The sequence below is a fragment of the Bacillus sp. SKDU12 genome, assembly GCF_010093085.1.
GTDB classification, from domain to species: domain Bacteria; phylum Bacillota; class Bacilli; order Bacillales; family Bacillaceae; genus Bacillus; species Bacillus mexicanus.
The window spans coordinates 318,341-343,116 of record NZ_MSRC01000017.1; the positions used below are offsets into that span (position 1 = coordinate 318,341).

Annotated in this window: 19 protein-coding genes; 17 read left to right on the forward strand and 2 right to left on the reverse strand. The window is 40.7% G+C overall.

From position 1 onward, the window contains the following. Positions 1-80: 80 nt before the first annotated feature. Entirely contained in the window at positions 81-908 is an 828-nt protein-coding gene (gene tagG, locus BTW01_RS15860; protein ID WP_087987252.1) for a teichoic acids export ABC transporter permease subunit TagG, read from the forward strand. Positions 909-927: 19 nt separating this feature from the next. Beyond that, positions 928-2,511: a teichoic acids export ABC transporter ATP-binding subunit TagH gene (tagH, locus tag BTW01_RS15865; RefSeq protein ID WP_162103948.1), complete on the forward strand. Its 1,584-nt coding sequence runs from the start codon at positions 928-930 to the stop codon at positions 2,509-2,511. 38 nt (positions 2,512-2,549) lie between these two features. Here tagH and galU read toward each other — a convergent pair whose 3' ends face one another. Further along, on the reverse strand, positions 2,550-3,428 hold the full coding sequence (gene galU / locus BTW01_RS15870; RefSeq protein WP_162103949.1) for a UTP--glucose-1-phosphate uridylyltransferase GalU: 879 nt from the start codon (positions 3,426-3,428) through the stop codon (positions 2,550-2,552). Positions 3,429-3,748: 320 nt separating this feature from the next. Between galU and BTW01_RS15875 the strand changes: the two genes are divergently transcribed. From BTW01_RS15875 to wecB, 5 genes are all read left to right on the forward strand, one after another. Then, positions 3,749-5,278, forward strand: coding sequence for a glycosyltransferase (locus tag BTW01_RS15875; RefSeq protein ID WP_162103950.1), 1,530 nt, complete (start codon positions 3,749-3,751; stop codon positions 5,276-5,278). A 144-nt stretch (positions 5,279-5,422) separates the two neighbouring features. Further along, complete coding sequence (locus BTW01_RS15880) at positions 5,423-6,793, forward strand: alpha-glucosyltransferase N-terminal domain-containing protein (RefSeq protein ID WP_162103951.1); 1,371 nt, start codon at positions 5,423-5,425, stop codon at positions 6,791-6,793. Between the two features lie 21 nt (positions 6,794-6,814). Then, positions 6,815-8,335, forward strand: coding sequence for a glycosyltransferase (locus BTW01_RS15885; protein WP_162103952.1), 1,521 nt, complete (start codon positions 6,815-6,817; stop codon positions 8,333-8,335). Between the two features lie 72 nt (positions 8,336-8,407). Beyond that, the gene (locus tag BTW01_RS15890) at positions 8,408-10,312 is read left to right on the forward strand and encodes a glycosyltransferase (protein ID WP_162103953.1); all 1,905 of its coding nucleotides are present in this window, start codon (positions 8,408-8,410) and stop codon (positions 10,310-10,312) included. Positions 10,313-10,334: 22 nt separating this feature from the next. After that, positions 10,335-11,477 carry a non-hydrolyzing UDP-N-acetylglucosamine 2-epimerase gene (gene wecB, locus BTW01_RS15895; protein ID WP_162103954.1) on the forward strand — a complete coding sequence of 381 codons (1,143 nt, stop codon included), beginning with the start codon at positions 10,335-10,337 and terminating at the stop codon, positions 11,475-11,477. A 38-nt stretch (positions 11,478-11,515) separates the two neighbouring features. On the opposite strand, the gene BTW01_RS15900 is transcribed toward wecB, so the two are convergent. Beyond that, complete coding sequence (locus tag BTW01_RS15900; protein ID WP_162103955.1) at positions 11,516-12,436, reverse strand: LytR family transcriptional regulator; 921 nt, start codon at positions 12,434-12,436, stop codon at positions 11,516-11,518. 211 nt (positions 12,437-12,647) lie between these two features. Between BTW01_RS15900 and BTW01_RS15905 the strand changes: the two genes are divergently transcribed. The 10 genes from BTW01_RS15905 to tuaG all read left to right on the forward strand — a co-directional run bounded on the left by BTW01_RS15905 (position 12,648) and on the right by tuaG (position 24,758). Continuing rightward, positions 12,648-12,971: a hypothetical protein gene (locus tag BTW01_RS15905; RefSeq protein ID WP_162103956.1), complete on the forward strand. Its 324-nt coding sequence runs from the start codon at positions 12,648-12,650 to the stop codon at positions 12,969-12,971. 27 nt (positions 12,972-12,998) lie between these two features. Then, positions 12,999-15,152, forward strand: coding sequence for a SpoIID/LytB domain-containing protein (locus BTW01_RS15910; RefSeq protein ID WP_162103957.1), 2,154 nt, complete (start codon positions 12,999-13,001; stop codon positions 15,150-15,152). Between the two features lie 89 nt (positions 15,153-15,241). Next, complete coding sequence (locus BTW01_RS15915; protein WP_162103958.1) at positions 15,242-16,729, forward strand: cell wall-binding repeat-containing protein; 1,488 nt, start codon at positions 15,242-15,244, stop codon at positions 16,727-16,729. A 224-nt stretch (positions 16,730-16,953) separates the two neighbouring features. Beyond that, positions 16,954-17,613, forward strand: a complete 660-nt coding sequence (locus BTW01_RS15920; protein ID WP_162103959.1) for an exopolysaccharide biosynthesis polyprenyl glycosylphosphotransferase — start codon at positions 16,954-16,956, stop codon at positions 17,611-17,613. Between the two features lie 50 nt (positions 17,614-17,663). Next, the gene (tuaB, locus tag BTW01_RS15925; RefSeq protein WP_162103960.1) at positions 17,664-19,115 is read left to right on the forward strand and encodes a teichuronic acid biosynthesis protein TuaB; all 1,452 of its coding nucleotides are present in this window, start codon (positions 17,664-17,666) and stop codon (positions 19,113-19,115) included. Further along, on the forward strand, positions 19,112-20,281 hold the full coding sequence (gene tuaC / locus BTW01_RS15930; RefSeq protein ID WP_162103961.1) for a teichuronic acid biosynthesis protein TuaC: 1,170 nt from the start codon (positions 19,112-19,114) through the stop codon (positions 20,279-20,281). Before tuaB ends, tuaC begins: the two co-directional genes overlap by 4 nt. 46 nt (positions 20,282-20,327) lie before the next feature. Then, the gene (tuaD, locus tag BTW01_RS15935; protein WP_162103962.1) at positions 20,328-21,713 is read left to right on the forward strand and encodes a UDP-glucose 6-dehydrogenase TuaD; all 1,386 of its coding nucleotides are present in this window, start codon (positions 20,328-20,330) and stop codon (positions 21,711-21,713) included. 84 nt (positions 21,714-21,797) lie between these two features. After that, a complete protein-coding gene (gene tuaE / locus BTW01_RS15940) occupies positions 21,798-23,264 on the forward strand; it encodes a teichuronic acid biosynthesis protein TuaE (RefSeq protein WP_162103963.1) in 1,467 nt (488 codons plus the stop codon). A 28-nt stretch (positions 23,265-23,292) separates the two neighbouring features. Continuing rightward, entirely contained in the window at positions 23,293-23,976 is a 684-nt protein-coding gene (gene tuaF / locus BTW01_RS15945) for a teichuronic acid biosynthesis protein TuaF (protein WP_162103964.1), read from the forward strand. A gap of 23 nt (positions 23,977-23,999) precedes the next feature. After that, entirely contained in the window at positions 24,000-24,758 is a 759-nt protein-coding gene (gene tuaG, locus BTW01_RS15950) for a teichuronic acid biosynthesis protein TuaG (protein WP_162103965.1), read from the forward strand. The last annotated feature ends 18 nt before the right edge of the window (positions 24,759-24,776 follow it).

Genomic DNA, 24,776 nt, shown 5'->3' on the forward strand with positions numbered 1-24,776 from the left:
CTGTTACAATATTCACCGGTGCTTTCAAATTCTTTAACCGAAAGATCCAAAAAATCATTTAAGTCTAAGGAAGATAAACAATGAATGCATTAGTAAGAATCGTAAAAGAGCAAGTGACATCGTTTCCTTTAATTTTGCGCTTGGCTTCGTATGAGACAAAGTCTCAGTACCAGATGAATTATCTTGGAGTATTATGGCAGTTTTTAAATCCCCTCATTCAAATGCTGGCGTACTGGTTTGTATTTGGTATGGGAATTCGTAACAGTAAGCCGGTCATAACGGGCGTCGGAGAGGTACCTTTTATTGTTTGGATGCTTGCTGGGTTGATTCCGTGGTTTTTTATTAGCCCGACGATTCTCGATGGATCAAACAGTGTATTTAAGCGGATCAATATGGTCGCAAAAATGAATTTTCCGATCAGTTCGCTGCCTTCTGTCGTGATTGCTTCAAATTTATTTAGTTATTTTGTAATGATGGGCATTTATGTCATTGTCCTTTTAGCAAGCGGCGTTTACCCTAGCTTGCATTGGATACAATATATTTACTATTTAATCTGCATGATTGTATTTATGTTTTCATTTAGTTTGTTTAACTCTACAATCAGCGTGCTTGTCAGAGATTATCAATTTTTGCTGCAGGCCGTCACCAGATTATTGTTCTTTTTACTTCCGATTTTTTGGAATATCTCTGAACAGCTTGGGAAAAACCATCCGAATCTGCTGCCTGTGCTTAAGCTGAATCCGATTTTTTATCTGATAGAAGGATTCCGAAACAGCTTTTTAGACGGAAAGTGGTTCTTCCAAGACATGAAATACACGCTGTATTTCTGGCTGTTCACGTTCCTATTATTGTTAGTAGGTTCTATCCTGCATATGAAATTCAGAGACAAGTTTGTTGACTTTCTTTAATACGTAAGGAGATTGTACGATGAAACTAAAAGTTTCGTTTCGAAATGTTTCAAAGCAGTATCATTTGTATAAAAAACAATCGGACAAGATTAAAGGATTGTTTTTTCCGGCCAAGGATAATGGTTTTTTTGCTGTGCGGAATGTCTCCTTTGACGTGTATGAAGGAGAAACAATTGGCTTTGTAGGGATAAACGGGTCAGGGAAATCGACCATGTCAAACCTGCTGGCTAAAATTATTCCACCGACCAGCGGTGAAATCGAAATGAACGGCCAGCCGTCGCTGATTGCGATTGCGGCTGGTTTAAATAATCAATTAACGGGCCGGGATAATGTCCGGCTCAAGTGTTTGATGATGGGCTTAACAAATAAAGAAATTGATCATATGTATGACAGCATCGTGGAATTTGCCGAGATTGGCGATTTTATTAATCAGCCGGTTAAAAACTATTCCAGCGGTATGAAATCGCGTCTCGGTTTCGCGATTTCCGTGCATATTGACCCTGATATTTTAATTATTGACGAAGCGCTTTCTGTAGGGGACCAAACGTTTTATCAGAAGTGTGTTGACAGAATAAATGAGTTTAAAAAACAAGGGAAAACAATTTTCTTTGTCAGCCACTCCATCGGACAGATTGAAAAAATGTGTGACCGCGTTGCTTGGATGCACTATGGTGAGCTTCGCATGTTTGATGAAACAAAAACCGTTGTCAAAGAGTACAAAGCGTTTATTGACTGGTTTAATAAACTCTCGAAAACAGAAAAAGAAACATATAAAAAAGAGCAGACGGAGGAGCGGAAGAAAGATAGTCCTGAAGCGTTTGCCCGTTTTCGTAAAAAAAAGAAAAAGCCCAAATCACTGGCTAATGCCGTTCAAATTGCTATTTTGTCCATTCTGACGGTCTTTACTGCGGGAACGATGTTCTTTAATGCCCCGCTTCGTACAATTGCTTCGTTTGGGGCTATTCCGCAAAATGAAGTGAAGAATCATCATGGCAATGTAAAAGGTGAGTCAGAGGAACGCTTAACCGCAGTCAATAAGAAAGGGTTTATTACAGCTGAAAAACCGTCTGTTTATAAGGATCAAGATTTGAAAAAGAAGGCGGATGTTACACTGCGATTTGGCGCAGAAGTGACGGTAGCTGCAAAAGGCAAAAAAACAGCGAAAATAAAACTTGACGGACAAGCTTATTTTGTGAAAAAGAGCGCTGTTACAACAAACATGAAACATGCTGAATTGCGAGCAGCTGCCTTTACGCCTTATGTATCGCAAAATGCAGCAACTTCCTATGAATACTTCCTGAAATTTTTGGGAGACAGCAGCGGCAGCATTCAATCGAAATTGAATGGATATAGTGAAGAGGATACAGCTGACGGAAGAAAGACGTTGGATTTTGATTATGAAAAAATCAGCTATGTGCTGGAGAACGGTAAAGCATCAGAGCTTATCTTTCATAACATTGCCCCCGTTACACCGGCGTCATTGTCTTTAAGTGACAGGGATGTACTGTATGACAGCAGCAAGGACCGTTTTCTTGTGAATACAGCTGACCTGTCCTTTGCAGTTGATAATGATAAACATACGCTGACCTTGATGTCGAAATAAGAAAAGGCTATTGGATGGATGTCCAATAGCCTTTTTGTTTAGAGTTCTTCTTTGTTTAGCAGAGCTTCCATAAATGGAGTGAGCTGCTCGCGAAGCTCTTTATCCTGCATCGCAAACTCGAGAGTTGTTGTGATAAAGCCAAGCTTTTCACCAACATCATAGCGCTTACCTTCAAAATCGTAAGCAAACACTCTTTGAATTTCATTTAACTTTTGAATAGCATCCGTCAGCTGAATTTCTCCGCCTGCGCCGACTTGCTGCTCTTCTAAGTACATGAAGATCTCAGGTGTGAATACGTAACGGCCTAAGATGGCAAGATTAGAAGGTGCAGTGCCCTTAGAAGGCTTCTCGACGAAGTTTTTCACCTGGTAACGGCGGCCCTCACTTGTCAGCGGGTCAATAATGCCGTAACGGTGTGTTTCATCTTCAGGCACCTGCTGAACACCGATAATAGAAGAAAGTGTTTTGTCGTATTCATCCATTAATTGACGCAATCCTGGTGTTTCTGCCTGAACAATATCGTCTCCAAGCAGAACCGCGAATGGCTCATCACCGATAAAGTTACGCGCGCACCAGACAGCGTGTCCGAGCCCTTTAGGCTCTTTTTGGCGAATATAGTGGATATCAGCCAGGTTAGAAGCCTTTTTCACTTTTTCAAGAAGTTCGGTTTTTCCTTTTTCTTCTAAGTTTCTTTCAAGCTCAGGAGAGTAATCAAAATGATCTTCAATCGCCCGCTTGCTTTTACCTGTTACAATAATAATATCTTCAATACCGGCTTCAACAGCTTCTTCAATTATGTATTGAATGGTTGGCTTGTCAACGATAGGAAGCATTTCTTTCGGCATTGCTTTCGTAGCCGGCAAAAATCTCGTTCCGAGACCTGCGGCAGGGATTATGGCTTTACGTACTTTTTTCAATGTCAAAGCACCTTCCTTGTATTATGCTTTATATTCAGCGCAGTGATTACACATAGCTGATATAATAAAATAGACTTATCTTTCTTTACCCAACTTCATCTATTCTAAACACGTTAATCATATAAGAAAATCCAATTTTAAACAAGAGTTAGTCTATTATCTAAGGCAGTTAACTTAAAGTAACCTTAAAATTGTTGAAAACAAAAAAATGATATTGAGCAAATCATATGCTAAGTTTAAAATAGAACAAATAGGGTATACATATTTTAGAGGGGTTACCTATTTCATTTTGAATATCAATTCTAATAAGAGGTGCACGGATGAAAACGGTTTTTATGGTAGTTTATACGATTGATGTAAACAAAGGCGGCATGACAACCGCCATGCTAAACCGGTCAAAAATGCTTGTACATAATGGATATAAGTCAGATTTAGTTACTTTTGATTATAATCCTTACTATGAGAATATAACATCTGAATTAAGACGGATTGGTAAATTAGATCCAGATGTTAATATTTTGAATGTAAATGATTACTATCGAGATTTGAATACTGACGGAAATATTGATCCTTCCTATTATGAAAATGAAGCAAAAACAGAACAGGAAGGGTATTTCATTCAGGATTCGGAATATGATACAAAACAGTACATCAGATACTTTAAACAAGGTTCTTATGTGAAATATAAGAAATGGACTGAGGATGGACACCTTAGTCATATTGATTTTTTCAATGAGAATAGACAAAGGGTTAAAAGAGAAGAATTCCATAAAAACAAGTATAAACATAGAGAGATCGGTTTTGATCCTGCTAATAACAAAATGAATTATGAGAAGTACTTTACGCCTGATGGGTTCTGTTACCTCATACGATGGTATAACAGTGAAACCGAGAAACAGCAGCAAGTTTTTCTTTTTAACAAAAATAGCAATAAGGTTCTAATGTTTAAAAATAATGCTGAATTCCATACGTATTGGTTAAACGAAATAGCTGCAGCAGAAAATGAAAAACCAATTTTTATTTGTGATGGACCGGGAAGCACCGGAAAAGTCAGAGGAATGAAAAAAGAACTAGCTCATAGAATTTATATGGTGCACATCAATCATTTTGAATCTCCGTTTACATACGGAAGTAAAGTAAAACCGGATCATATTGATTTTCTAAGCAATATTGATAAACTTGATGCGCTCGTAGTGCTTACAAATGATCAAAAGAAAGATATAGAAAAACAATTTGGTGAACATGGAAACATTTTTATTATTCCTAATTCAATGCCATATACAGATTTGCCAGACATAAAAAAAGATAATAAAAAAGTCAGCATGTTTGTAAGATATAATAAACAAAAGGCTATTGATGAGGCAATTAAAGCATTTGTGAGGGTTATTAAAAAGGTGCCAGATGCCAGACTTGAAATTTTCGGTCACGGTGCTGAGAAGTCTAAATTAGAACAATTGATTAATGAATTGAATCTGCAACAGAATGTTTTTATTAAAGGCTATGCAAAAAATGTAAGAGAAGAAATGGGAAGCTCACTTACCACTTTATTGTCTTCTAATTATGAGGCCTTCCCCCTTTCTGTCATGGAATCTTTTATGAATGGAACTCCTGTTATCAGCTATGACTGTAATTATGGTCCTCGAGACTTGATAAATGAGGGAGTAGATGGTTACATTGTTCCTCACAAGGACCAAAAAGCATTAGCCAATCAAATCATAAAGCTGTTAAATAATCCTGATGCTGCAAAAGAGATGGGATTAAAAGGACGTGAAAAGGTTCTTACCGAATATACAAATGAAGCAGTATTGAACAAATGGCTGCAGCTGTTTAATGCATTGGAGAAAAATTAATGAAATGAAACGCCCGAAGGTTGCTTCGGGCGTTTTTATTTGGAATGTACCTCAGCTAGAGCCTTGATTTGAAAAATGTTATAATGAACTTCTGAAAATGAACGTCACTGTACTACTTTTAATAAAAGAAAGGTAATCGTATCTATGATGAGTATAAAGATTCCTAGGCCACAATTAGCTTTTGTTTGTTCAGCGCTTAATATTGCAAAAAGACAAAATGTAAGCACGACCGATTGGCATTATCCTTTACATATTGTGACTTTTAAATATGAACCAGATGCTTTGGCCATATATAAAGAATCGCCAGTCATAAACCTGTACGACTTTTTGAAGGGGCCTGAGCCTGAATATTCATGGATTGAACATACAATTCAGGAAGAGGGTTTGACTTATGTCAAAGATCCAGAAAAACCAGTATATCGTTATTATAAAAATGGGAAGTATGTAAAATACCAACGATTTTCATCTGCGGGTGAATTGGTTGTAGCAGATTATTTTAATGACAGCAGGCAAAGGTTCAAAAGAGAAGAGTTCACAAAATCAGGACATATACACAGCTTGATCTATATGAATTTGGAAACTAATCAGCCTAAGCAGCAGCTATACTTAAAAAAAGACGGCACTTGTTATATGTCAAAGTGGTATAAGAATAATGGAAAGCTTGAAAAAATTATTCTTTTTGAAAATATAGGAAGTGTATCTCGGATATTTCATTCTGAAAATGAGCTTATACTATATTTTTTAAAAAACCTTATAAATGATTCTGATCACTTTTTTATAACGTCTGAAACAGAAGTGTACTCGCTCATATGTTCTTTACCATCAAAGGATTCCTCTTTATTTAAAGGATTTATAGAAGTGAATGAATCGATTAATAACATAGCAACAGAAATTAATAACATTGACGGGCTCTGTCTTCCATCTTTAAAAAGATATAATGAGGTAGTTGCAAAAACCGGGCCAAGGAAAAATATTTTTTATGTTTCAGAAGAGCCGTTTATACGTAAAAGGTTTATTCGAGAACTTATTGATTATGTTCCTTATAATAATCACTTAATCAAGATGCGCGCTACTCTTTCAAGCGCTGAATGGCAGTCAAAGTTAAATCTCTATGTTTCCGCAGTGGTCTGTTTTGAAGGAAAACTTCCTAAACAATCTGAGGGACGCGGCCGGTTTTATTGGAAATTAAAGAATCGAAAAAGTAACGGAGTCTATATATCACCTGCCCAAATACGAGAGGTTTCAAATGTGGAATTTGTAGTGAACGGTTATATGTCGTTGCGTACTGTATTGGACATGCAGTCTGACATTGACATTTGTTTATGTGTGGAATGGGATAATAAATATTTTGAAGAAAAATTAAGTGTGACTGAAGGAAAGTTAGATCAGAGTGAGCAAGCTAGCAAAGGGTGGAGGCTCAAGATGGCAGAGGAAAACAGTCACTTAGTAATAATGACTGCTGAAGGCTTAAAACGTCGAGTGTTAAACTACTTGTTTTTATCTAATAAGAAGTAACTTGTAAGAGGGAGCTTGAAAATGAGAAAGATTTTTTCGTTAATTTATGAAATTGATATTGAAAAAGGTGGCATTACAAGCTCTATGATGTCAAGGTCATATACCTTTGCTGAGCATGGCCTCAATATTGATTTGATTACACTAGATCATAAAGAGAATTATGCTGAAATAGAGAGAACTTTGAAAAATGCAGGAAGATTGCATACAGATGTTAATATTATAAATATTTATGATTATTATAAAAATCAGCATAAACCGACGGAGATAAGTACGGAACAAAAACTTTATTATCAGCAAAATGTGAACATACATGAAGAACATCTTGCTGTTTCTTTTGATAAGTTGAAATTAGAGGCAAGTTATTTTCAGAATGGTTTATATATCAAGAAGAAAAAATGGAGTTCAGATGGCGCTCTCCTTTATATCGATTACTTTAATGAGAATATGCAAAGAACTAAGCGAGAATTATTTTATGAAGAGCATGTAATGAAAAGGATATACTTTGATCAACGTTCCGGTAAACAAACTCAAATTCACTACACAGCACCGGACGGTTTTTGTTATTTAACAGAATGGCACCATTTTCACACGGGAGCCAGTCAGGGAGTTATGCTGTTTGAACGGGGTGAAAAGGAAGCCGTATTTTTCAAAAATAAACACACCTTTCATACACATTGGCTTGAGAAGCTATGCGAAAAAGAACAGGACCCTATTATCATCTGCGATGGAGTCGGAAGTGCTTCAAAAGTAAATGAAATGCGAGAAGGATTGGCAAAGCGCTATTACTGTGTGCATTCAAATCATTTAGATTATCCTTATACGTTGGGCAGCAAAGTTCGGAAAAATCATCAATACGCGATGGAACATATTAAAGATTATGACGGGCTCATCGTCTTAACGAATGAACAAAAAGAAGATATCATGAAGGACTTTGAATCCAGCAATAATATTTTTGTTATTCCCCATGCTCCAAGACGGCTTGAAAAATTACAAACGTATGAAAAGAAGAAAAACGAATTTGTCATGGTGGCCAGATATCATGAAGAAAAAGGAATCGATAAGGTCATAAAGGCTATGGAAATCGTGAAAAAATCGCGTCCTGAAATTGTCCTTAATATTTATGGCAGCGGTCCCGGCTATGAAGAGTATCAGCAATTGATTGATGATCTCCAGTTGGATAATGTGCATTTAAAAGGGTATATTGCAAACCCGGCTCCATTTTATCAGCAGGCGCTTGCCACATTATTAACATCAAAATTTGAGGGGTTCAGCCTTGCTATCTGTGAATCGTTTTCGTGTGCAACCCCTGTCATCAGTTTTGATGTCAAATACAGCCCGAGAGAGCTCATAAAAGAAGATGAAACGGGCATGCTTGTAGAACCTGACCATATTGAAATGCTTGCTGAGAGTATTATTTATTTGTATGACAATCCTGAAAAAGCCATTCAATATGGAAAAAATGCAAAGAACTTAATGGACACTGAATATAGTGAAGATCGATTGTTTGAAAGATGGGAAAAAGTATTTGAAATGACGAAGTAGTGTATTTTATACATTTTTGTTCATTATATGAGCTTTTATGAAGATATAGAAGCGGCTAAGGATAGAGGTGGCATGTTGAAAATTACTGCAGCAGTACCCACATACAACTCAGAACAGTTTATCACCCGCTGCCTGGATAGTCTTGTTCAACAAACCATGCCGAATCATGAATATGAAATTATTTGTGTAGATGATTGTTCTCAGGATGGTACGGTCTCCATATTAAAAAAATACAGTGAACAGTATTCTAATATAACGGTTATTGAACGAAAGAAAAATTCAGGAGGGCCCGGAGAACCGAGAAACCAAGCTATACGTGCTGCGAATGGTGAATATATCTTTTTTATTGATTCCGATGACTATTTAGGAATTGAAGCGTTCGAGAGAATGTATCAATATGCACAACAGCACAATTCAGATATCGTGCTTGGAAAAATGGTCGGTGTAAACGGCAGAGCGGTTCCGCAAGCTATTTTTAAAGAAACAAAACCTAAAGCGGATCTTGTTAAATCTCCGCTTGTCTACTCAATTGGCCCGACAAAACTTTTTAAAGTTTCTCTGCTAAGACATCATGACATATATTTTCCTTCTAATATACAGGCCACAGAGGATCAGGTATTTGTCATGAAAGCTTATTTAGAAGCGGATAAAATTTCTGTTTTGGCTGACTATGATTATTACTACGCTGTACAGCATGATGGCGAGCATATGACTTTTGCATATGTAGCGCCTGAAAACTACTACGGCGCAATGAAGGTAATCATAGATATGATTCGTGAGAGCCGTCTTTCTCATACCAGTAAAATGAAGTTTATGGCGAAGTTTTTAAATCGCCATTTTGACTTTTCCAGAACAACGGATTTCACTATAATGATCGAGGATGAACGGGAACAGCAAATATGGATGGCAGAACTGCATCATTTTGTTGAACAAAATATTCCGCATGAAATTGACAAGCTTGTTCATTCTCATACGCGATTAAAATTATATTTTGTACGTCAGAATGACTTAAAGGGTTTGAAACAGTTTGAAGCTGATAAAGAAAATATGACTCAATTTACATCTGTCAAAAATGGGCATATCATAGCAAACTATCCAAGCCTTATCCCATATCAGTTAACAGAGAATGAACGAATCATTGATGACAGAAACAAAATCAGTCATTACGTGAGCGAATTTCAAATGAAGAACAACACTTTTTCATTAAAAGGAACGGTTATCCACTCGGCATTACAACCAGAGCATCAGGCTTCGCAAACGTTAGTAGGCGTTTGGGTGCACCGTGATCGAAAAACTGAAAAAACCATTTCTCCGGTTTATGCCAAGGATGGAGAATTTGAATTTCTCACGAAGTTTACTGATTTAGCTATTCAAGAAGAAGATATTGGTGTTTGGGACTTCTTTATTGAATCAAAGATAGATGGCTATAAAAAACGTGCCAGAATTGGCAGCAGCAGAGAAAAGTATTCCTATTCGAAACATGCCAAATATATTGGGAATAATGGGGAATATGCTTTTAGCGCAAGACCGTACTTTACAAAAACTTTCGATAATCTGTCAATAGATATAAGAAAGCAAGAAGCTTTGAAAGTGGAATTCAGAAATAATGAGGCAGATTTAACGTTCGTATTCCCTGAAAGCCAATTGTTTTTTCCGAAGCAATCCTTATTATTGCTGGAATGCAATAATCAAGAGTTTTTAATCCCTATAAAAAATCAAATCAGTTCTGCTGATGGGACTGTGATACAGCTGGACCGGAATCTAGTTGAACAAAAGTTTGCCCCGGCTCACTTACAAAACATGAATATCGTTTTATCCATCAATTCATATAAAACGACATTGATTCCAAAAAAGGATGCCAGCGTGTACTTTTGCAGTAAACATATTGAAAAAAAGCTGTGGTGCTTTAAAATAAAAAAGAAAATAGACTTATTTATACAATCAGACCAATCAAGATTCTATCTGACAGCCCGTTAAACAAAGAAATCAGGTGACAAATATGAAAAAACTAAAAGTCATGACCGTCTTCGGGACCAGGCCTGAAGCGATCAAGATGGCACCTCTAGTGCTTGAATTGAAAAAATATCCTGAAATAGATTCCTGCGTAACGGTCACTGCACAGCACAGACAAATGCTCGATCAGGTGTTAGATGCTTTTCACATCAAGCCTGACTTCGATTTGAACATTATGAAGGAGCGGCAGACACTGGCAGAGATTACGTCTAACGCACTTGTGAAATTGGATGAGCTGTTTAAAGACATCAAACCCGATATTGTGCTTGTCCATGGTGATACGACGACGACGTTTGCCGGAAGCCTAGCAGCTTTTTATCATCAAATTGCTGTCGGCCATGTGGAGGCTGGGCTCCGTACAGGGAATAAGTATTCCCCATTTCCGGAAGAGCTCAACCGCCAGATGACAGGAGCGATTGCTGATTTGCATTTTGCCCCGACAGACCAGGCGAAAGACAATTTATTAAAAGAAAATAAAAAGGCCGACTCTATTTTTGTAACAGGGAACACAGCGATTGACGCACTCCGCACGACGGTGAGGGACGGCTACTCACATCCTGTTCTCAATCAGGTAGGCGGGGATAAGATGATTCTGCTTACCGCGCACCGCCGGGAAAACCTCGGTGAGCCAATGAAAAACATGTTCAAGGCTATCCGCAGAATTGTTGAAGAGTTTAACGATGTACAAGTCGTTTATCCTGTACACCTGAATCCTGTTGTCAGGGATGCGGCTCAGAAGCATTTTGGCGATTCTGACAGAGTGCATCTGATTGAACCTTTAGAAGTCATTGATTTCCATAACTTTGCGGCAAAATCACATTTCATTTTGACAGATTCAGGCGGTGTGCAGGAGGAAGCGCCATCTCTCGGAAAACCTGTGCTTGTGCTGCGCGATACGACAGAGCGCCCTGAAGGAGTGGAAGCTGGAACTTTGAAACTTGCAGGGACGGATGAGGACACTATTTATCGGCTGGCAAAACAGCTGTTAACGGATGATGATGAGTACAAAAAAATGTCCCGTGCTTCTAATCCTTATGGTGATGGAGAGGCTTCTCGCCGGATTGTTGAAGAATTGCTGTTTCATTACGGGTTTCGGCAAGAGCATCCGGATTCATTTACAGGCAAATAAAAAGAAGCTTTGCACATTGTGCAAAGCTTCTTTTTGTTTTAATCCTCAAGGCTTTCCTTCAGTTCTTTCTTGATATTGGAAAGGTCATTTTCATCAGTTTGGTAGTAGTAAATTCCATTGATTTTCGTTCCTGTGCCTTTTAGTTCGTGCTGTTTAATATTTTTACGCGCGCCTTTATAATTGGATTGGATATCCCACATGTCATCGAAGGTTAAATTCGTTTTCACATTGTTTTCAACGACTTTAAACATATCTCCAAATTTCGTGATGGAAGAAATATTTGCGCCTTTATTAATGATTCCTTCGATCACTTGTCGCTGGCGGTCTTGGCGGCCAAAGTCGCCTCTCGGGTCTTCTTTTCTCATGCGGCTATAAGCGAGGGCCTCTTTTCCGTTCAGTGTGTTTTCTCCTTTGCCGAACGAATAGCCGTCATAGCTGAACGCGAAAGTGCTGTTTACTGTGATGCCGCCAAGTGTATCAACCACGTCTCTAAAGCTTTCCATGTTCACTTTTACAAAATAATCAACCGGAACATCAAGAAAGTTCTCAACTGTGTCAACCGCCATCTGTGTCCCGCCGAATGCGTAAGAATGATTGATTTTATCCATTTTGCCTTTTCCGATAATTTTTGTATACGTATCACGCGGAATGCTGACCATGTCAGTTTTATTTGTTTTAGGGTTAACTGTCATATAAATGAGCGTGTCGGCACGGCCTTTATCGTTGTCGCGTTCATCCACACCCATAATTAAAATGGAAAACGGATCTTTTTTGTTGATGTCGACCTCTGTATCCCTTTTATTAGATTTATCAATACTTTCATGAATACTTGCCATAGTTGAAGCGGCTTTATGCCATAAATAGTATGCGTAGCAGCCTGTGCCAAGTACAAATACGGCCACAATGGCTAAAATGACAAGCAGCGCTTTTCTTTTTTTCTTTCTTTTATCAGTTCTCATAATAAGTCCTCGCTTTTTTGTAATCTAGTACGATTATAAGTTTCTTAATATTTGAAAACAACTAAAATTTGTCTGATTCTTTACAATAGACGCCCGCTTGTAAAAAATGTTTCGGTATTTTATGAAAATCCGCAAAAATTTTTCGTTGTTTTCATTCTCACCTTAAAATATGCTTAAAATTGTCGATAGAAAGTGGAGAGGTGATATAGAAATGAAAAAACTTACTATTTTAATGTTCTCAATGCTGCTTCTTTTATCTGCGTGCGGCACAGCTGGGAACTCATCAGGATCAGAAACAAATTCAGATAGCAAAAATGCGGCTGCTGAAGAGACTGTCACGAAGGAAGGCACATTTGCCGGTTTAGCGGACAGCCACACGATTGCAGTCGATATTGATGGTAAAGAGACTTCGATTCAGGTTGGTTCAGACCTTCAGGACAAAATGAACAGCATGTCAGAAGGACAAAAAGTTGTTGTCAAATATACAAAGGATTCAAATGGCGCCTTAATGCTTAAGGAGCTTGAGGAAAAGTAATAAAAACTTCTTAGGGGGTTCTATCTTTTGAAAAAAATGAAGTTCTTGCTTCTTACATCAGTTACTGCTGCGGCTCTTGCATGCCCGGCGATTATGCCGTCTGCAAAAGCTGCTGATAAAACCATTTCGGTTAAGCTGAGTAACTATGTAGGCAGCAAATCAAGCTTGAATGTCGATATTACAGGCGGCTATGAAATTCCTGGCTCAAGAATTGCGAATACAGAGCGGTATGGGGGAACAACCCGTTTTGATGTCGCCAATAATGTAGCTACTGCCGGATGGAATAATCCATCGACTGTGGTCATTGTCAATCGGGATGCTTTTGCCGATGCGCTCTCAGCGACCCCGCTTGCGAAAAAGTACGATGCACCGATTTTATTAACAGACGCGGATTCGCTCACACCCAAGACAGAAAAAGAAATTGCAAAACTAAATCCTGACAATATTCTCATCATTGGCGGGACAATCAGTGTTTCTAAAAAGACAGAAAACACATTGAAAAAATACGGTTCTATCGATCGGATTGGCGGAGCAACCCGCTACGAGGTTTCTAAAAACATAGCCAACCGAATGGGGAATTACAGCCAAGCAGTAGTTGCAACAGGCATGGTCTTTACAGATGCCCTGTCAATCGCGCCATATGCTGCAATGAACGGTTATCCGATTTTACTTGCGGGAGACAATAATATCCGGAATGATTACAAAATTCCGAGTAAAGTAACAATTGTCGGCGGTCCGTTGAGTGTCAGCACTGGCGTGGAAAACACATTGAAAAAGCAGGCCGCTGTGAAACGGATTGGTGGGGTTTCCCGGTATCAGGTATCTGCCAATATTATAAAAGAATTAAATATGAAAGCAACAAAGGTATTCATGTCAAACGGTCAAACATTTGCGGATGCATTGACGGGATCTGTACTTGCCGCGAAGCAGGGCAGCCCTTTACTGCTGGTTGAACCTGGAAGCCTGCCGTCACCAGTCGCTGATGTAGTGGCATCAAAAGGGACTCAGTCATTTGCGCTTCTTGGAGGAAATATCTCCATCAGTGATACGCTGAAGAACAAGCTGGCAGATACTTTTGCAGGTGCTGGCTATTCAGTCAAGCTGTCTGGCGGAAACTTGGTGCTTTATAAAAACAATACTGCCATCAAGACGCTTGGAACTTCCTTTACAGCAAATCCTAAAAAATATGCAAAAACAAATTCTATCAGTCTGAATGGAACATCGTATCTCGGAAATATGAAATTTACGATTGAGTCAGGCAAGTATGTTCGCCCGATTAATGTAAATATCCCTTTTGAAGATTATTTAAAAGGTGTTGTTCCTCATGAGATGCCTGCGAGCTGGCAGAAAGAGGCGTTAAAAGCTCAGGCAGTTGCAGCCAGAACGTATTCCATCAGATCCGTTGGGAAAGTAGTACAAGACACCACCGCTTTTCAGGTATATGGCGGCTATGACTGGAATTCGAAAACTTCTGAAGTGGTAGAATCTACAAAAGGAAAATTATTGAAATACAATGGCGGTTTGATTTCAGCTACATATTCCTCAAGTAACGGCGGCTACACGGAAGCAAGCAACGAGGTGTGGAGCAGTCAGGTTCCTTATTTAAAAGCCCAAAAAGATACGTACGATCCGCAAACCAGCTGGTCATTGTCATTAAGTAAAACCCAGCTTAATAAAAGCGGTCTGAATCTCAAAAGCCCGGCATCTTGGTGGAACACTAAAAATGAAACAAACTCAGCATATTTGAGCGGGTTAAAAAACTGGTTTATTAAAAATAAATACAGCAGTGCCGAGTCTATCAAAATCACGAAAATATCCAGTGTGAAATTCAGCACGGAGAAAACAGCCGGCCATCGGCCGAAAACAGCAAGTGTAACATTCTCATATTTTGCAAAAGAAAAATCAAAGGGCTATATTCTTTCAAGTGGTAGCCTGAGTGAAAAAACGACAACCATTTCTGTACCGACAACAGAGCTGAGAACAATGCTTGGCGCTTCGAATATGAAGAGTACATATGTGTCTGTCTCAAGCAATACCAACGATTTTATCATTAGCGGTAAAGGATACGGACACGGCATAGGCATGAGCCAATACGGCGCCAATGCGAGAGCTGCTGATGGACAATCCTATACAACGATCTTACGTTTTTACTATCCGGGTACGACTCTATCAAACTATTAAATGATTGGTAGAAGTGCAGGGAGGCAAATTGCCTCCTTCGTTCGTTATTTGATGTATGAATCATTATCAATCCTTTGGAGGGACTATCTTTGCAGATCTTTCTTAAAAGCATACCGATGTTGATATTAGGAGTCGTGTTATTTGTACCAAATGCATTTGCTGCCAACTCTGTTACAAGACTGGATGGAGTAAGCAGGTATGAAGTTGCTGTGAATGTTTCAAAACAAGGCTGGAGCAGTGCGGACACAGTTGTTGTGGCGAACGGCAACGCATATGCCGACGTATTAACAGCTGCTCCTTTAGCTTATAAATACAATGCTCCGATATTATTGACGGAATCATCTAAGCTGACTACGCCGACGAAAAACAGAATCAGCCAGCTCAAACCGAGCAAGGTCATCGTCATTGGCGGAACAATCAGTGTTTCTAACAATACTGTAAATGACATTAAAAAATTAGGGATTTCCAATGTAGAACGGATCGGCGGAAGAAGCCGTTATGAAGTTGCCCAAAATATTTCTAAAAAAATGTCTTCAAATTCAAAAGCAGTAATCGCAAATGGAATGGCATATGCTGACAGTCTGGCAATCGGTTCTTATGCTGCGCGAAACGGCATTCCAATTCTTCTGACGACTTCCAGCTCCATTCCTGCACCAACGAAAAGTGCGATGAGCAGCAAAGGAACAAGATCGACTATTGTGGTTGGGGGAGAAATCAGTGTTTCTAAAAATGTTTACAGCCAGCTTCCTTCACCAACAAGAATAGGCGGAAACAGCCGTTTTGAAGTGGCCGCGAATATAGCGAAGAAATATTATTCTTCCTCAAAAGCTGCATTTGTCAGCAATGGCTATCAATATGCTGATGCTTTATCGGGATCTGTGCTGGCAGCGAAACAAAATCGGCCAATGCTGTTTACAGATGCCGGTTCACTGCCGACTGCAACAAGAACAGTCATTGGATCAAACAGTAAGAACACATTCACTGTACTTGGGGGAACTATTTCAGTTACTAATAATGTTGTAAACCAGCTGAAAAATGCTATTGTAGGGAAAAAGGTATTTGTTGATGCTGGGCATGGGGGCTATGACAGCGGAGCGATCGGTAATAGTTTAAAGGAGAAAGACGTTAACCTTGCCGTGGCAAAGCTTGTCAACAGCAAGCTCTCCGCAGGCGGAGCGATACCGATTATGGCGAGATCTACAGATGTTTTCTTAGAGCTTTCTGAACGGGTTGCGAAAGCCAAAAGCAATCATGCAAACCTGTTTGTGAGTATTCATTCCAATTCAGCAACTCCTGCTGCAACAGGTACTGAAACATACTATTATACAAAGTATGAGTCAGCGAATAGCAAACGTCTCGCAACAGAAATCCAAAATAGACTTTATAAAGCCCTAAACACTCAAAACCGAGGGGTGAGAATAGGGAATTTCCATGTGATCAGAGAATCAACAATGCCGAGCAGTTTAGCGGAGCTGGCATTCATTTCAAATGCGAACGATGCAAGTAAGTTAAAGAGTGCTTTATATCAGGAAAAAGCAGCTCAAGCAATATATGAAGGAATCATGGGTTATTATTAAAAAGAAGAAAAACAGATTAGTCAGATGACTAATCTGTTTTTTTGTACATTTATTTATTATAGACTTTCTCCAATGTGGAAATGAATAGATTTACAATAAAGAAACAAAAGTCGAAATATTCAAACGAACATTAACATACCATTTACATCCAATTAACATCCGTCTGCTAAACTGACTGGCATAGGTCATCATAACATCCCAAACAAATCGTGAGGTGTGTGTCAGTGAGTGCAGAGAAAAGCATGAATGTGAGTCGTGAATTCTCAGTTCAGAAAATACATTCTTTTACATTGTCTGAAAAGAAGGCTCGTTATTTGGCAGTAAAACGCGTAATGGATATATGGTGTGCGCTCATTGGACTGGCGATTTCGCTGCCGGTGATTGCAGTATTTTCAGTATTGATTTGTTTGGAGACGCCTGGACCTGCCATATATACGCAGGAACGCGTAGGGAAAGGCGGGAAACCATTTAAGCTGTATAAGCTTCGTTCCATGAAAATAAATGCCGAGCAGTCCGGAGCTGTTTGGGCGCAGAAGCAAGATCCGCGGGTGACAAGGATCGGAGCTTTTATCAGAAGAACGAGAATTGATGAGATTCCTCAGCTGTTTAATGTGCTGAAAGGCGATATGAGTATGATTGGCCCCCGTCCGGAACGTCCTGTGTTTACGGAGATATTCCAAAATGAGATTCCGGGATTTACACAGCGTCTGGCTGTTAAACCGGGATTGAGCGGCTGGGCTCAGGTGAACGGCGGTTACGATATGACACCGAAGGAAAAGCTGATATTTGATTTATATTACATCCGCAATCTGACTTTCACGTTAGAGTTAAAAATTATGCTGAAAACTTGTAAAGTAGTCTGGACAGGTGATGGGGCGAGATAATACGGCTTGTATGACCATCAATCTGAGCTTAAAAAGAAGTAGGGAATATGATGCCAAGTATTACAAAACAAATCATAAGCGGCGCAAAATGGACAAGTATTTCCACCATGTGTATTACAATCATACAAATCGTTCAATTTGCTCTGCTGGGAAATATGATGACCTTAACAGAATTTGGACTTGTCGGTATGATCACAACGGTTATTGTTTTCGCTCAAATTGTGCTTGATATGGGGTTTGGCGCAGCGTTTATTCAGAGAGATGATGCGACGGATCGGCAGCTATCAACATTGTATTGGCTTAACATGATGACCGGCGTTTTGCTGTTTGTTCTTTTATATGTGAGCAGTCCTATTATTGCGGGATTTTATCAAAGGGAAGAGCTGGCACTTCTGATTCGGGTTTTAGCGATTATGTTTTTGATCGCGCCAATCGGACAGCAGTATCAGTATATGCTGCAAAAGCAGCTGCATTTTAATACGTTAAGCAAAATTGAGATTTTATCAAATGTATTGTCATTCGGATATTTGGCGGTAGCGGTTTTTATGATGGATGCGATTTTGGCGTATGTCGTTTCTCAAGTGCTGCTGCAGTCCAGTAAAGGGATTTTATATTGGGCCGTATACCGGAAAAAATGGCATCCCGCTTTTGTTTTTGATTTGAGGGGAATGAAGGAATTCTTTTCCTTCGGTGCCTTTCAGCTTTCATCCCGTCTTGTGAACAGGCTGGGAGCGAATATCGATATGATTTTGATCGGCCGGTTTATCGGTGCTGAAGCATTGGGGATTTATAACCTTGCTTATCAGATTGTCACCATTCCTGTTTTGAAGATCAACCCAATTGTGACACGAGTAGCGTTCCCGGTTTTCGCAAAAAACAAATATGAAAACAGTGTGATCAGAGAAGGCTTTCTGAATATGACAAAAATGCTGGCACTCGTCTCATTTCCGCTGTTAATAGGGCTCGTATCTGTGTCAGACGCCTTTATCACAGCGGTTTTCGGAGAAAAATGGCTTGCTGCTGTTCCGGTCCTAAATGTTTTGGCCATTGTCGGGATACTGAGAGTGCTCATGAATCCAAATGGATCTGTGCTTCTGGCTAAAGGAAGAGCGGATTTAGCGTTTTATTGGGATTCCGGTGTGTTGCTGCTATACGGATTGTCACTGTTTGCAGCCGTTCAAACGGGAAGCCTGCTGACAGTCGCATGGGTGTATGCCGTCATCAGTGTTTTCAATTTTCTGATTGGGCGCTGGCTTCTTGCACATGTCATCAAGCTCCATCTTTCTGCTTATTTCCAGTCGATTATGAAGCCGTTTCTGATCACAGCCGTGATGGCCGTCATCGCGTTTGCTGTAAGTCTAGGTACGGAACACTTTAGTCTGCAGGCAGAAATGCGGCTGGCCATTTCAGTGGCGGCGGGGGCGCTATGTTATCTCTTTCTTTTGGTAAAAGCGTACCCTCAAACGAAAAGCAAACTACTAAGAAAAGGACGTTTGTCATGAAGATTTTGTGGATCACAAGCGTATATCCGAGCAGTCTAAAACCAGGTGAGGGTGTGTTTCATGAGACACAGGTGCAAGAGCTGCAAAAACTCGGGCTTGATATCACTGTGATATGCCCAAGGCCTTTTCATTCAGCTCCTGTGCGCATGCTGAAAAAGGCATATCGAAAAAAGGATGCCAGACCGGAGTACGAAATGAGGAAGGGAACACCGATTTACCGGCCTTTCTATCAGGCAGTTCCCGGCCAGCTGAAATGGGCTCAGCCACACCGAAGAATTGCATCAGCCGTTTTAAAAATGATGAAACAGCGCGGCTTACATCCGGATCTGATCCATGCGCATTTTGCTATGCCATCGGGTGGGGCCGCCGCAGTTGTGTCGGAGTCAGTGCGAATTCCTTATGTCCTGACTTTGCATGGCAGTGATGTGAATGTGTATCCGCATTACAGCAAAGGAGCGTTTAAGGCCTTCAATCGAGCGGTAGGTTCCGCATCAGCTGTTTTAGCAGTCAGCTGCAAGCTCCAAGAAGAAACCAAAAAGCTTTCCGGCTTTGATAGCTCGGTTTTGCCGATCGGCATACAGCTCAGCCGTTTTCAAGAGAATGAGCAGACAAAAGAAGAAATGAGAAAAAAACTCGGACTCCCGCTCGATCAGCGTCTGGCCGTCTATGTGGGCAGGCTTGTCAAAGAGAAAGGCGTTTTTGAACTGTCTGAAGCTATCGAGTCGTTAAAGGAACCTCCTAAGGCGGTTTTTGTCGGTGATGGCCCTGCAAAATCAATGCTGATTCAGAAAGGGCATATCGTCACAGGCCAAGTGCCAAATCATCAGGTAAGGGACTACCTACTCGCGGCGGACATATTCGTGCTTCCTTCTTACAGTGAGGGAATGCCGACTGTTGTGATTGAAGCCCTAGCCTTAAAGGTTCCTGTCATTTGTACAGATGTGGGCGGCGTGGCATCGTTATTCGGAAAACACCGGCATCTGCTGATTAAACCGAAGTCTGCTGAAGCTTTGGCAGAAGCAATTATCCTATATGAGCATGAGCAAATATGGAAGCCGGAAATTGCAGATAATCTGTATGGAATCGTGCAGGCCCGCTTTGACGCCGGAAAAAATGCCAAGGCTTTGCATCATCATTATCAGAGGGTTGTGAAAATGTCTGTTTAATCGCAAGAAACTGCGACCAATATAAATAGGGAGAGGGATGAACGCTGTGAAAAAAATAGCTGTCATTGGAACAGGTTATGTAGGACTCGTGTCAGGCACTTGCTTTGCAGAGATCGGCAATAAAGTGGTTTGCTGTGATAACGATGAATCAAAAATCAGAAGCCTGAAAAATGGAGTGATTCCGATTTATGAGCCAGGGCTTGCCGATTTAGTTGAAAAAAATGTGCTCGATCAGCGTCTGTCCTTTACTAACGATATTCCGTCCGCCATTCGGGCGTCAGACATTATTTATATTGCAGTCGGAACCCCAATGTCCAAAACAGGTGAAGCTGATTTAACGTATGTCAAAGCGGCAGGGAAAACGATCGGTGAGTATCTTAACGGTTATAAAGTGATCGTAAATAAAAGCACAGTCCCGGTCGGAACAGGAAAGCTGGTTCAATCAATCGTTCAAAAAGCTTCAAAAGGAAGATACTCATTTGATGTTGTATCCAACCCTGAATTCCTGCGTGAAGGCTCAGCGATTCATGACACGATGAATATGGAGCGCGCTGTGGTTGGTTCAACAAGCCATAGGGCTGCTGCCATCATTGAAGAGCTGCATCAGCCTTTTCAAGCTCCTGTGATTAAAACAAACGTAGAAAGTGCAGAAATGATTAAATACGCCGCGAATGCATTTCTGGCGACAAAAATTTCTTTTATTAACGATATCGCCAACATTTGTGAGCGTGTCGGCGCAGACGTTTCAAAAGTTGCTGACGGCGTCGGGCTGGACAGCCGGATCGGCAGAAAGTTTCTGAAGGCTGGTATTGGGTTTGGCGGCTCTTGTTTTCCGAAGGATACAACCGCGCTGCTGCAAATCGCAAAATCAGCCGGCTATCCATTTAAGCTCATTGAAGCTGTCATTGAAACGAATGAAAAGCAGCGCGTTCACATTGTAGATAAACTTTTAACTGTGATGGGAAGCCTCAAAGGGAGAATCATTTCCGTTCTTGGATTGGCCTTCAAGCCGAATACAAATGATGTGAGATCAGCTCCTGCTCTTGATATTATCCCGATGCTGGAGCAGCTGGGCGCGCATGTAAAAGCGTACGATCCGATCGCTATTCCTGAAGCCTCAGCGATTCTTGGCGAACAGGCAGAGTATTACACAAATGTGTATGATGCGATTTGTGGCACGGATGCATGTCTGATCTTAACAGATTGGCCGGAAGTAAAAGAAATGGAACTTGTAAAAGTGAAAACCCTCTTAAAACAGCCAATCATCATCGACGGCAGAAATTTATTTTCACTTGAGGAGATGCAGGCTGCTGGATACATATACCACTCTATCGGACGTCCAGCTGTTCGGGGGACGGAACCTGCTGAAAACCCTTTTCAGGGCTTGCAATTCGAGGAACTGGCTAAAGACTTCGGAAACGTCAATTTATAAAAAGAAAACGTGTTATTTGGTTGTAGCTGCCGGCTGTTTGGCTCGGCCGCCGGCTCCTGAAACATCAGGAAAGGGGTTAAACATGTGAGTATCAAACGTTCGGCGGTCCACACGCTTGCGTTATCGGCCGCTGCCATATTTGGAGTCGTCCTATTGCTGGAAGCTATCCTTGAAAATATAGGTTTCATGCAGATGGCTGCTATGCTTGCGGTGTTGGTGATCGGTCTGTTTGCGCTGACGCTAGCCGTCGCATTTACAACAAAAGAACGGCTTTATATGGCTGTCATCTATATTTTGATCGCCTGTACTTTTTTAAATCATGCATTTTTCGCTATTCATTTCGGATTTTTTAGTTTGTTCCTTTACAGGCTTTTGCTTATTGCTGCGGGGGGCCTCCATGTAATCGGCATGGTACGGAGTCGGACACAGATTGAAAGATGGAACGGTCTGCAAGTGAAAGGGATTTTGCTCTTTTTCGCCTTTTGGTTTATATACGGTCTTGTTTCACTGCTGTGGGTTAAGTCGGTCACAGTTGGGATCAAATATTTGGCCTTATTGGCAATGGGGATCGTATTCATTTACCTCATTGTCATGCACGTGCAAAAAATGGAGCGGCTGCTGATTGTTTATGCCATTTGGCTGGTGATGACAGTACTCCTGATGATCATTGGTTTCTACAATCATATCACCCATCATCATCTCTCGAGCTCTACGTTGTACAGCGGGCCGGAATATAAGCAGCATTATCCGACCTCAGTCTTTTTTAACCAAAATGATTTTGCAACCTTTTTATCGATCAGCTTCTTTTTTTACCTCACAATGGTGAAAAACATAAAAAATGGATACCTCAAAGCGATCGGTCTTTTGCTATCGCTCTGTGCGTTGTATTTAATTTTTGCCACAGGTTCAAGAGCAAGCCTTCTAGGGGTTTTTGCAGGTATTGCTGTCTACATCTTCATTGTATTGCCGCCTGTCTTAAAGAAACTGGCGATATGGCTGTCAGCGGCGGGAATCACCATTTTTGCCGTTCTTTTCGCCACCCGAATTTATTCAAAGTTTTGGGAGCTGTTTTTGGCGCCGCAGACGCTGCATTCATTTCATGACAGGCTTCCATCAAATGTAGCCCGGGCCAATCTGCTGAAAAACGCATGGCACTTTTTCCTTGACTCATATGGATTCGGAGTCGGCGCAGGAAATGTATCCTATTATCTTGAGCACCACGCTTTATATGATACTGACAATGTGGCAGAGGTACACAATTGGCTTGTTGAAATTCTCGCTAACTTTGGCTTGTTCATCATGCTGGGATATCTTGCTGTTTATGCCTACCTCATATGGGTGCTTTACACATTTTATGAAAGAAAATTAGAAAATCGGTCAAAACTGATCACAGAAGGGCTTATTACCGCTCTGGTCAGTTTCCTCGTATCCAGTATCAGCCCAAGTTCAGTTTCAAATTTATTTTTCCATTGGGTGTTTCTGGCGCTCGCCATCGCCGCTGTGAATGTGATAAGACGATCCAGACAGATGGCTGAACCGATGTACAGATAAACAGACGACAAAAAGCAGGGAGACTGATATGAACGATATATTGATAAGAATAGCCCGGCGCATTAAAAAAAATATCATTTGGATCATTGCAGTGCCCCTTATATTAGGTGCAGTAGGATATTTCCTGCCGTCGCAGATCGCTGAACCAAAGAGCTACACAGCCGAGGACACGTTGGCTTTGGGGAGCTATGATCATCCGGTTTATAACAGCACAGAGGAGATTCCGCTTTTGCTCAAGAGTGATTCTTTTTTGAAGGAGGCGCTTCCTGACGAAAAGGATGAAGGCTTGGCAGAAATCAAAGAAAAGCTAACCATCAAAACGGAATCTAAATCTTTACTGACATTGAGCTATAGCGACAAAGGCAAGGAGAGAACGGAATTCGTCTTAAATAGCATTTCTTCTGCCTTTCTCAAAAACGATCAAAAGCTGTATGTAGAAAGAGAATCCGTCATCCGTCGCAGCATAGACGCACTCGAAGGCGCGACAGTAAGCGAGGATTCCAAAGTGGATAAAGAGAGATTCTTGTATGAGCTGAAAAACACACAGCTCAATCTGAAAGCAGCCAGTATCACTGATTCTGAAACCGCAAGTGAAGCGTCAGCAGGCGGAGGAATGTCTCCGAAAAAGGAAGCGGTTCTCGGCGTTATGATCGGCCTCACGATTGCCTTTATGTTCGTTGTCATTCCTGAATTTTTCAGGGAATCCTTTTAAAATCATGCGATGGAGATGTGATCATGACCAAGTGGAAACCTCTCGTATCTGTCATTACGCCTTCTTATAATGCGTGTGACTATATTGAAGACACGATACTGTCAGTGTTAGAACAGAGCTATTCTCAATGGGAAATGATTATCGTGGATGATTGCTCGACAGACGGCACACACGATATTTTACAGCAGTATGAAAAGTTAGATGAAAGAATTCATGTGGTTTGTTTGGGAGAGAACAGCGGAGCCGCGGTTGCGAGAAATAAAGCATTGGAGCGTGCTCAAGGGCGTTATGTAGCGTTTCTGGACAGTGATGATAAATGGAAAAAGGATAAATTGGAAAAGCAGCTTGATTTTATGATGAAGCGTTCTTGTGCGTTTTCTTTCACAGGCTACAGCTTAATGACACAGGACGGGACCCCGCTCGATAAATTTATTCACGCTCCAGAAAGTCTAACGTACGAGGATGCCTTGAAAAATACAATTATCGGCTGTTTGACGGTGATGATTGACAGGGAACAGACGGGACAGATCCAAATGCCGAATATCAGAACGCGACAGGACTTGGCCACATGGCTGTCTCTTTTAAAAAAAGGATTTACCGCTTATGGAATGAAGGAGTGTCTGGCTGAATATCGGCTTGTAGGCAACTCAATTTCCAGCAATAAGTGGAAGGCTGCGAAAAAAACATGGTTTGTTTACAGGGAGATCGAACGGCTGCATTTTATGAAAGCAACATGGTGTTTTGTTCAATATGCAAAAAATGCGGTCAAAAAAAGATTATAGCCGTAAGCAGAGAGAAAA

What these genes read in the sequence shown, in the direction of transcription:
- tagG (WP_087987252.1), top strand. Translation starts at nt 81, where the DNA reads ATGAATGCATTAGTAAGAATCGTAAAAGAGCAAGTGACATCGTTTCCT.
- tagH (WP_162103948.1), top strand. Translation starts at nt 928, where the DNA reads ATGAAACTAAAAGTTTCGTTTCGAAATGTTTCAAAGCAGTATCATTTG.
- BTW01_RS15875 (WP_162103950.1), top strand. Translation starts at nt 3,749, where the DNA reads ATGAAAACGGTTTTTATGGTAGTTTATACGATTGATGTAAACAAAGGC.
- BTW01_RS15880 (WP_162103951.1), top strand. Translation starts at nt 5,423, where the DNA reads ATGATGAGTATAAAGATTCCTAGGCCACAATTAGCTTTTGTTTGTTCA.
- BTW01_RS15885 (WP_162103952.1), top strand. Translation starts at nt 6,815, where the DNA reads ATGAGAAAGATTTTTTCGTTAATTTATGAAATTGATATTGAAAAAGGT.
- BTW01_RS15890 (WP_162103953.1), top strand. Translation starts at nt 8,408, where the DNA reads ATGTTGAAAATTACTGCAGCAGTACCCACATACAACTCAGAACAGTTT.
- wecB (WP_162103954.1), top strand. Translation starts at nt 10,335, where the DNA reads ATGAAAAAACTAAAAGTCATGACCGTCTTCGGGACCAGGCCTGAAGCG.
- BTW01_RS15900 (WP_162103955.1), bottom strand. Translation starts at nt 12,436, where the DNA reads ATGAGAACTGATAAAAGAAAGAAAAAAAGAAAAGCGCTGCTTGTCATT.
- BTW01_RS15905 (WP_162103956.1), top strand. Translation starts at nt 12,648, where the DNA reads ATGAAAAAACTTACTATTTTAATGTTCTCAATGCTGCTTCTTTTATCT.
- tuaB (WP_162103960.1), top strand. Translation starts at nt 17,664, where the DNA reads ATGCCAAGTATTACAAAACAAATCATAAGCGGCGCAAAATGGACAAGT.
- tuaC (WP_162103961.1), top strand. Translation starts at nt 19,112, where the DNA reads ATGAAGATTTTGTGGATCACAAGCGTATATCCGAGCAGTCTAAAACCA.
- tuaF (WP_162103964.1), top strand. Translation starts at nt 23,293, where the DNA reads ATGAACGATATATTGATAAGAATAGCCCGGCGCATTAAAAAAAATATC.
- tuaG (WP_162103965.1), top strand. Translation starts at nt 24,000, where the DNA reads ATGACCAAGTGGAAACCTCTCGTATCTGTCATTACGCCTTCTTATAAT.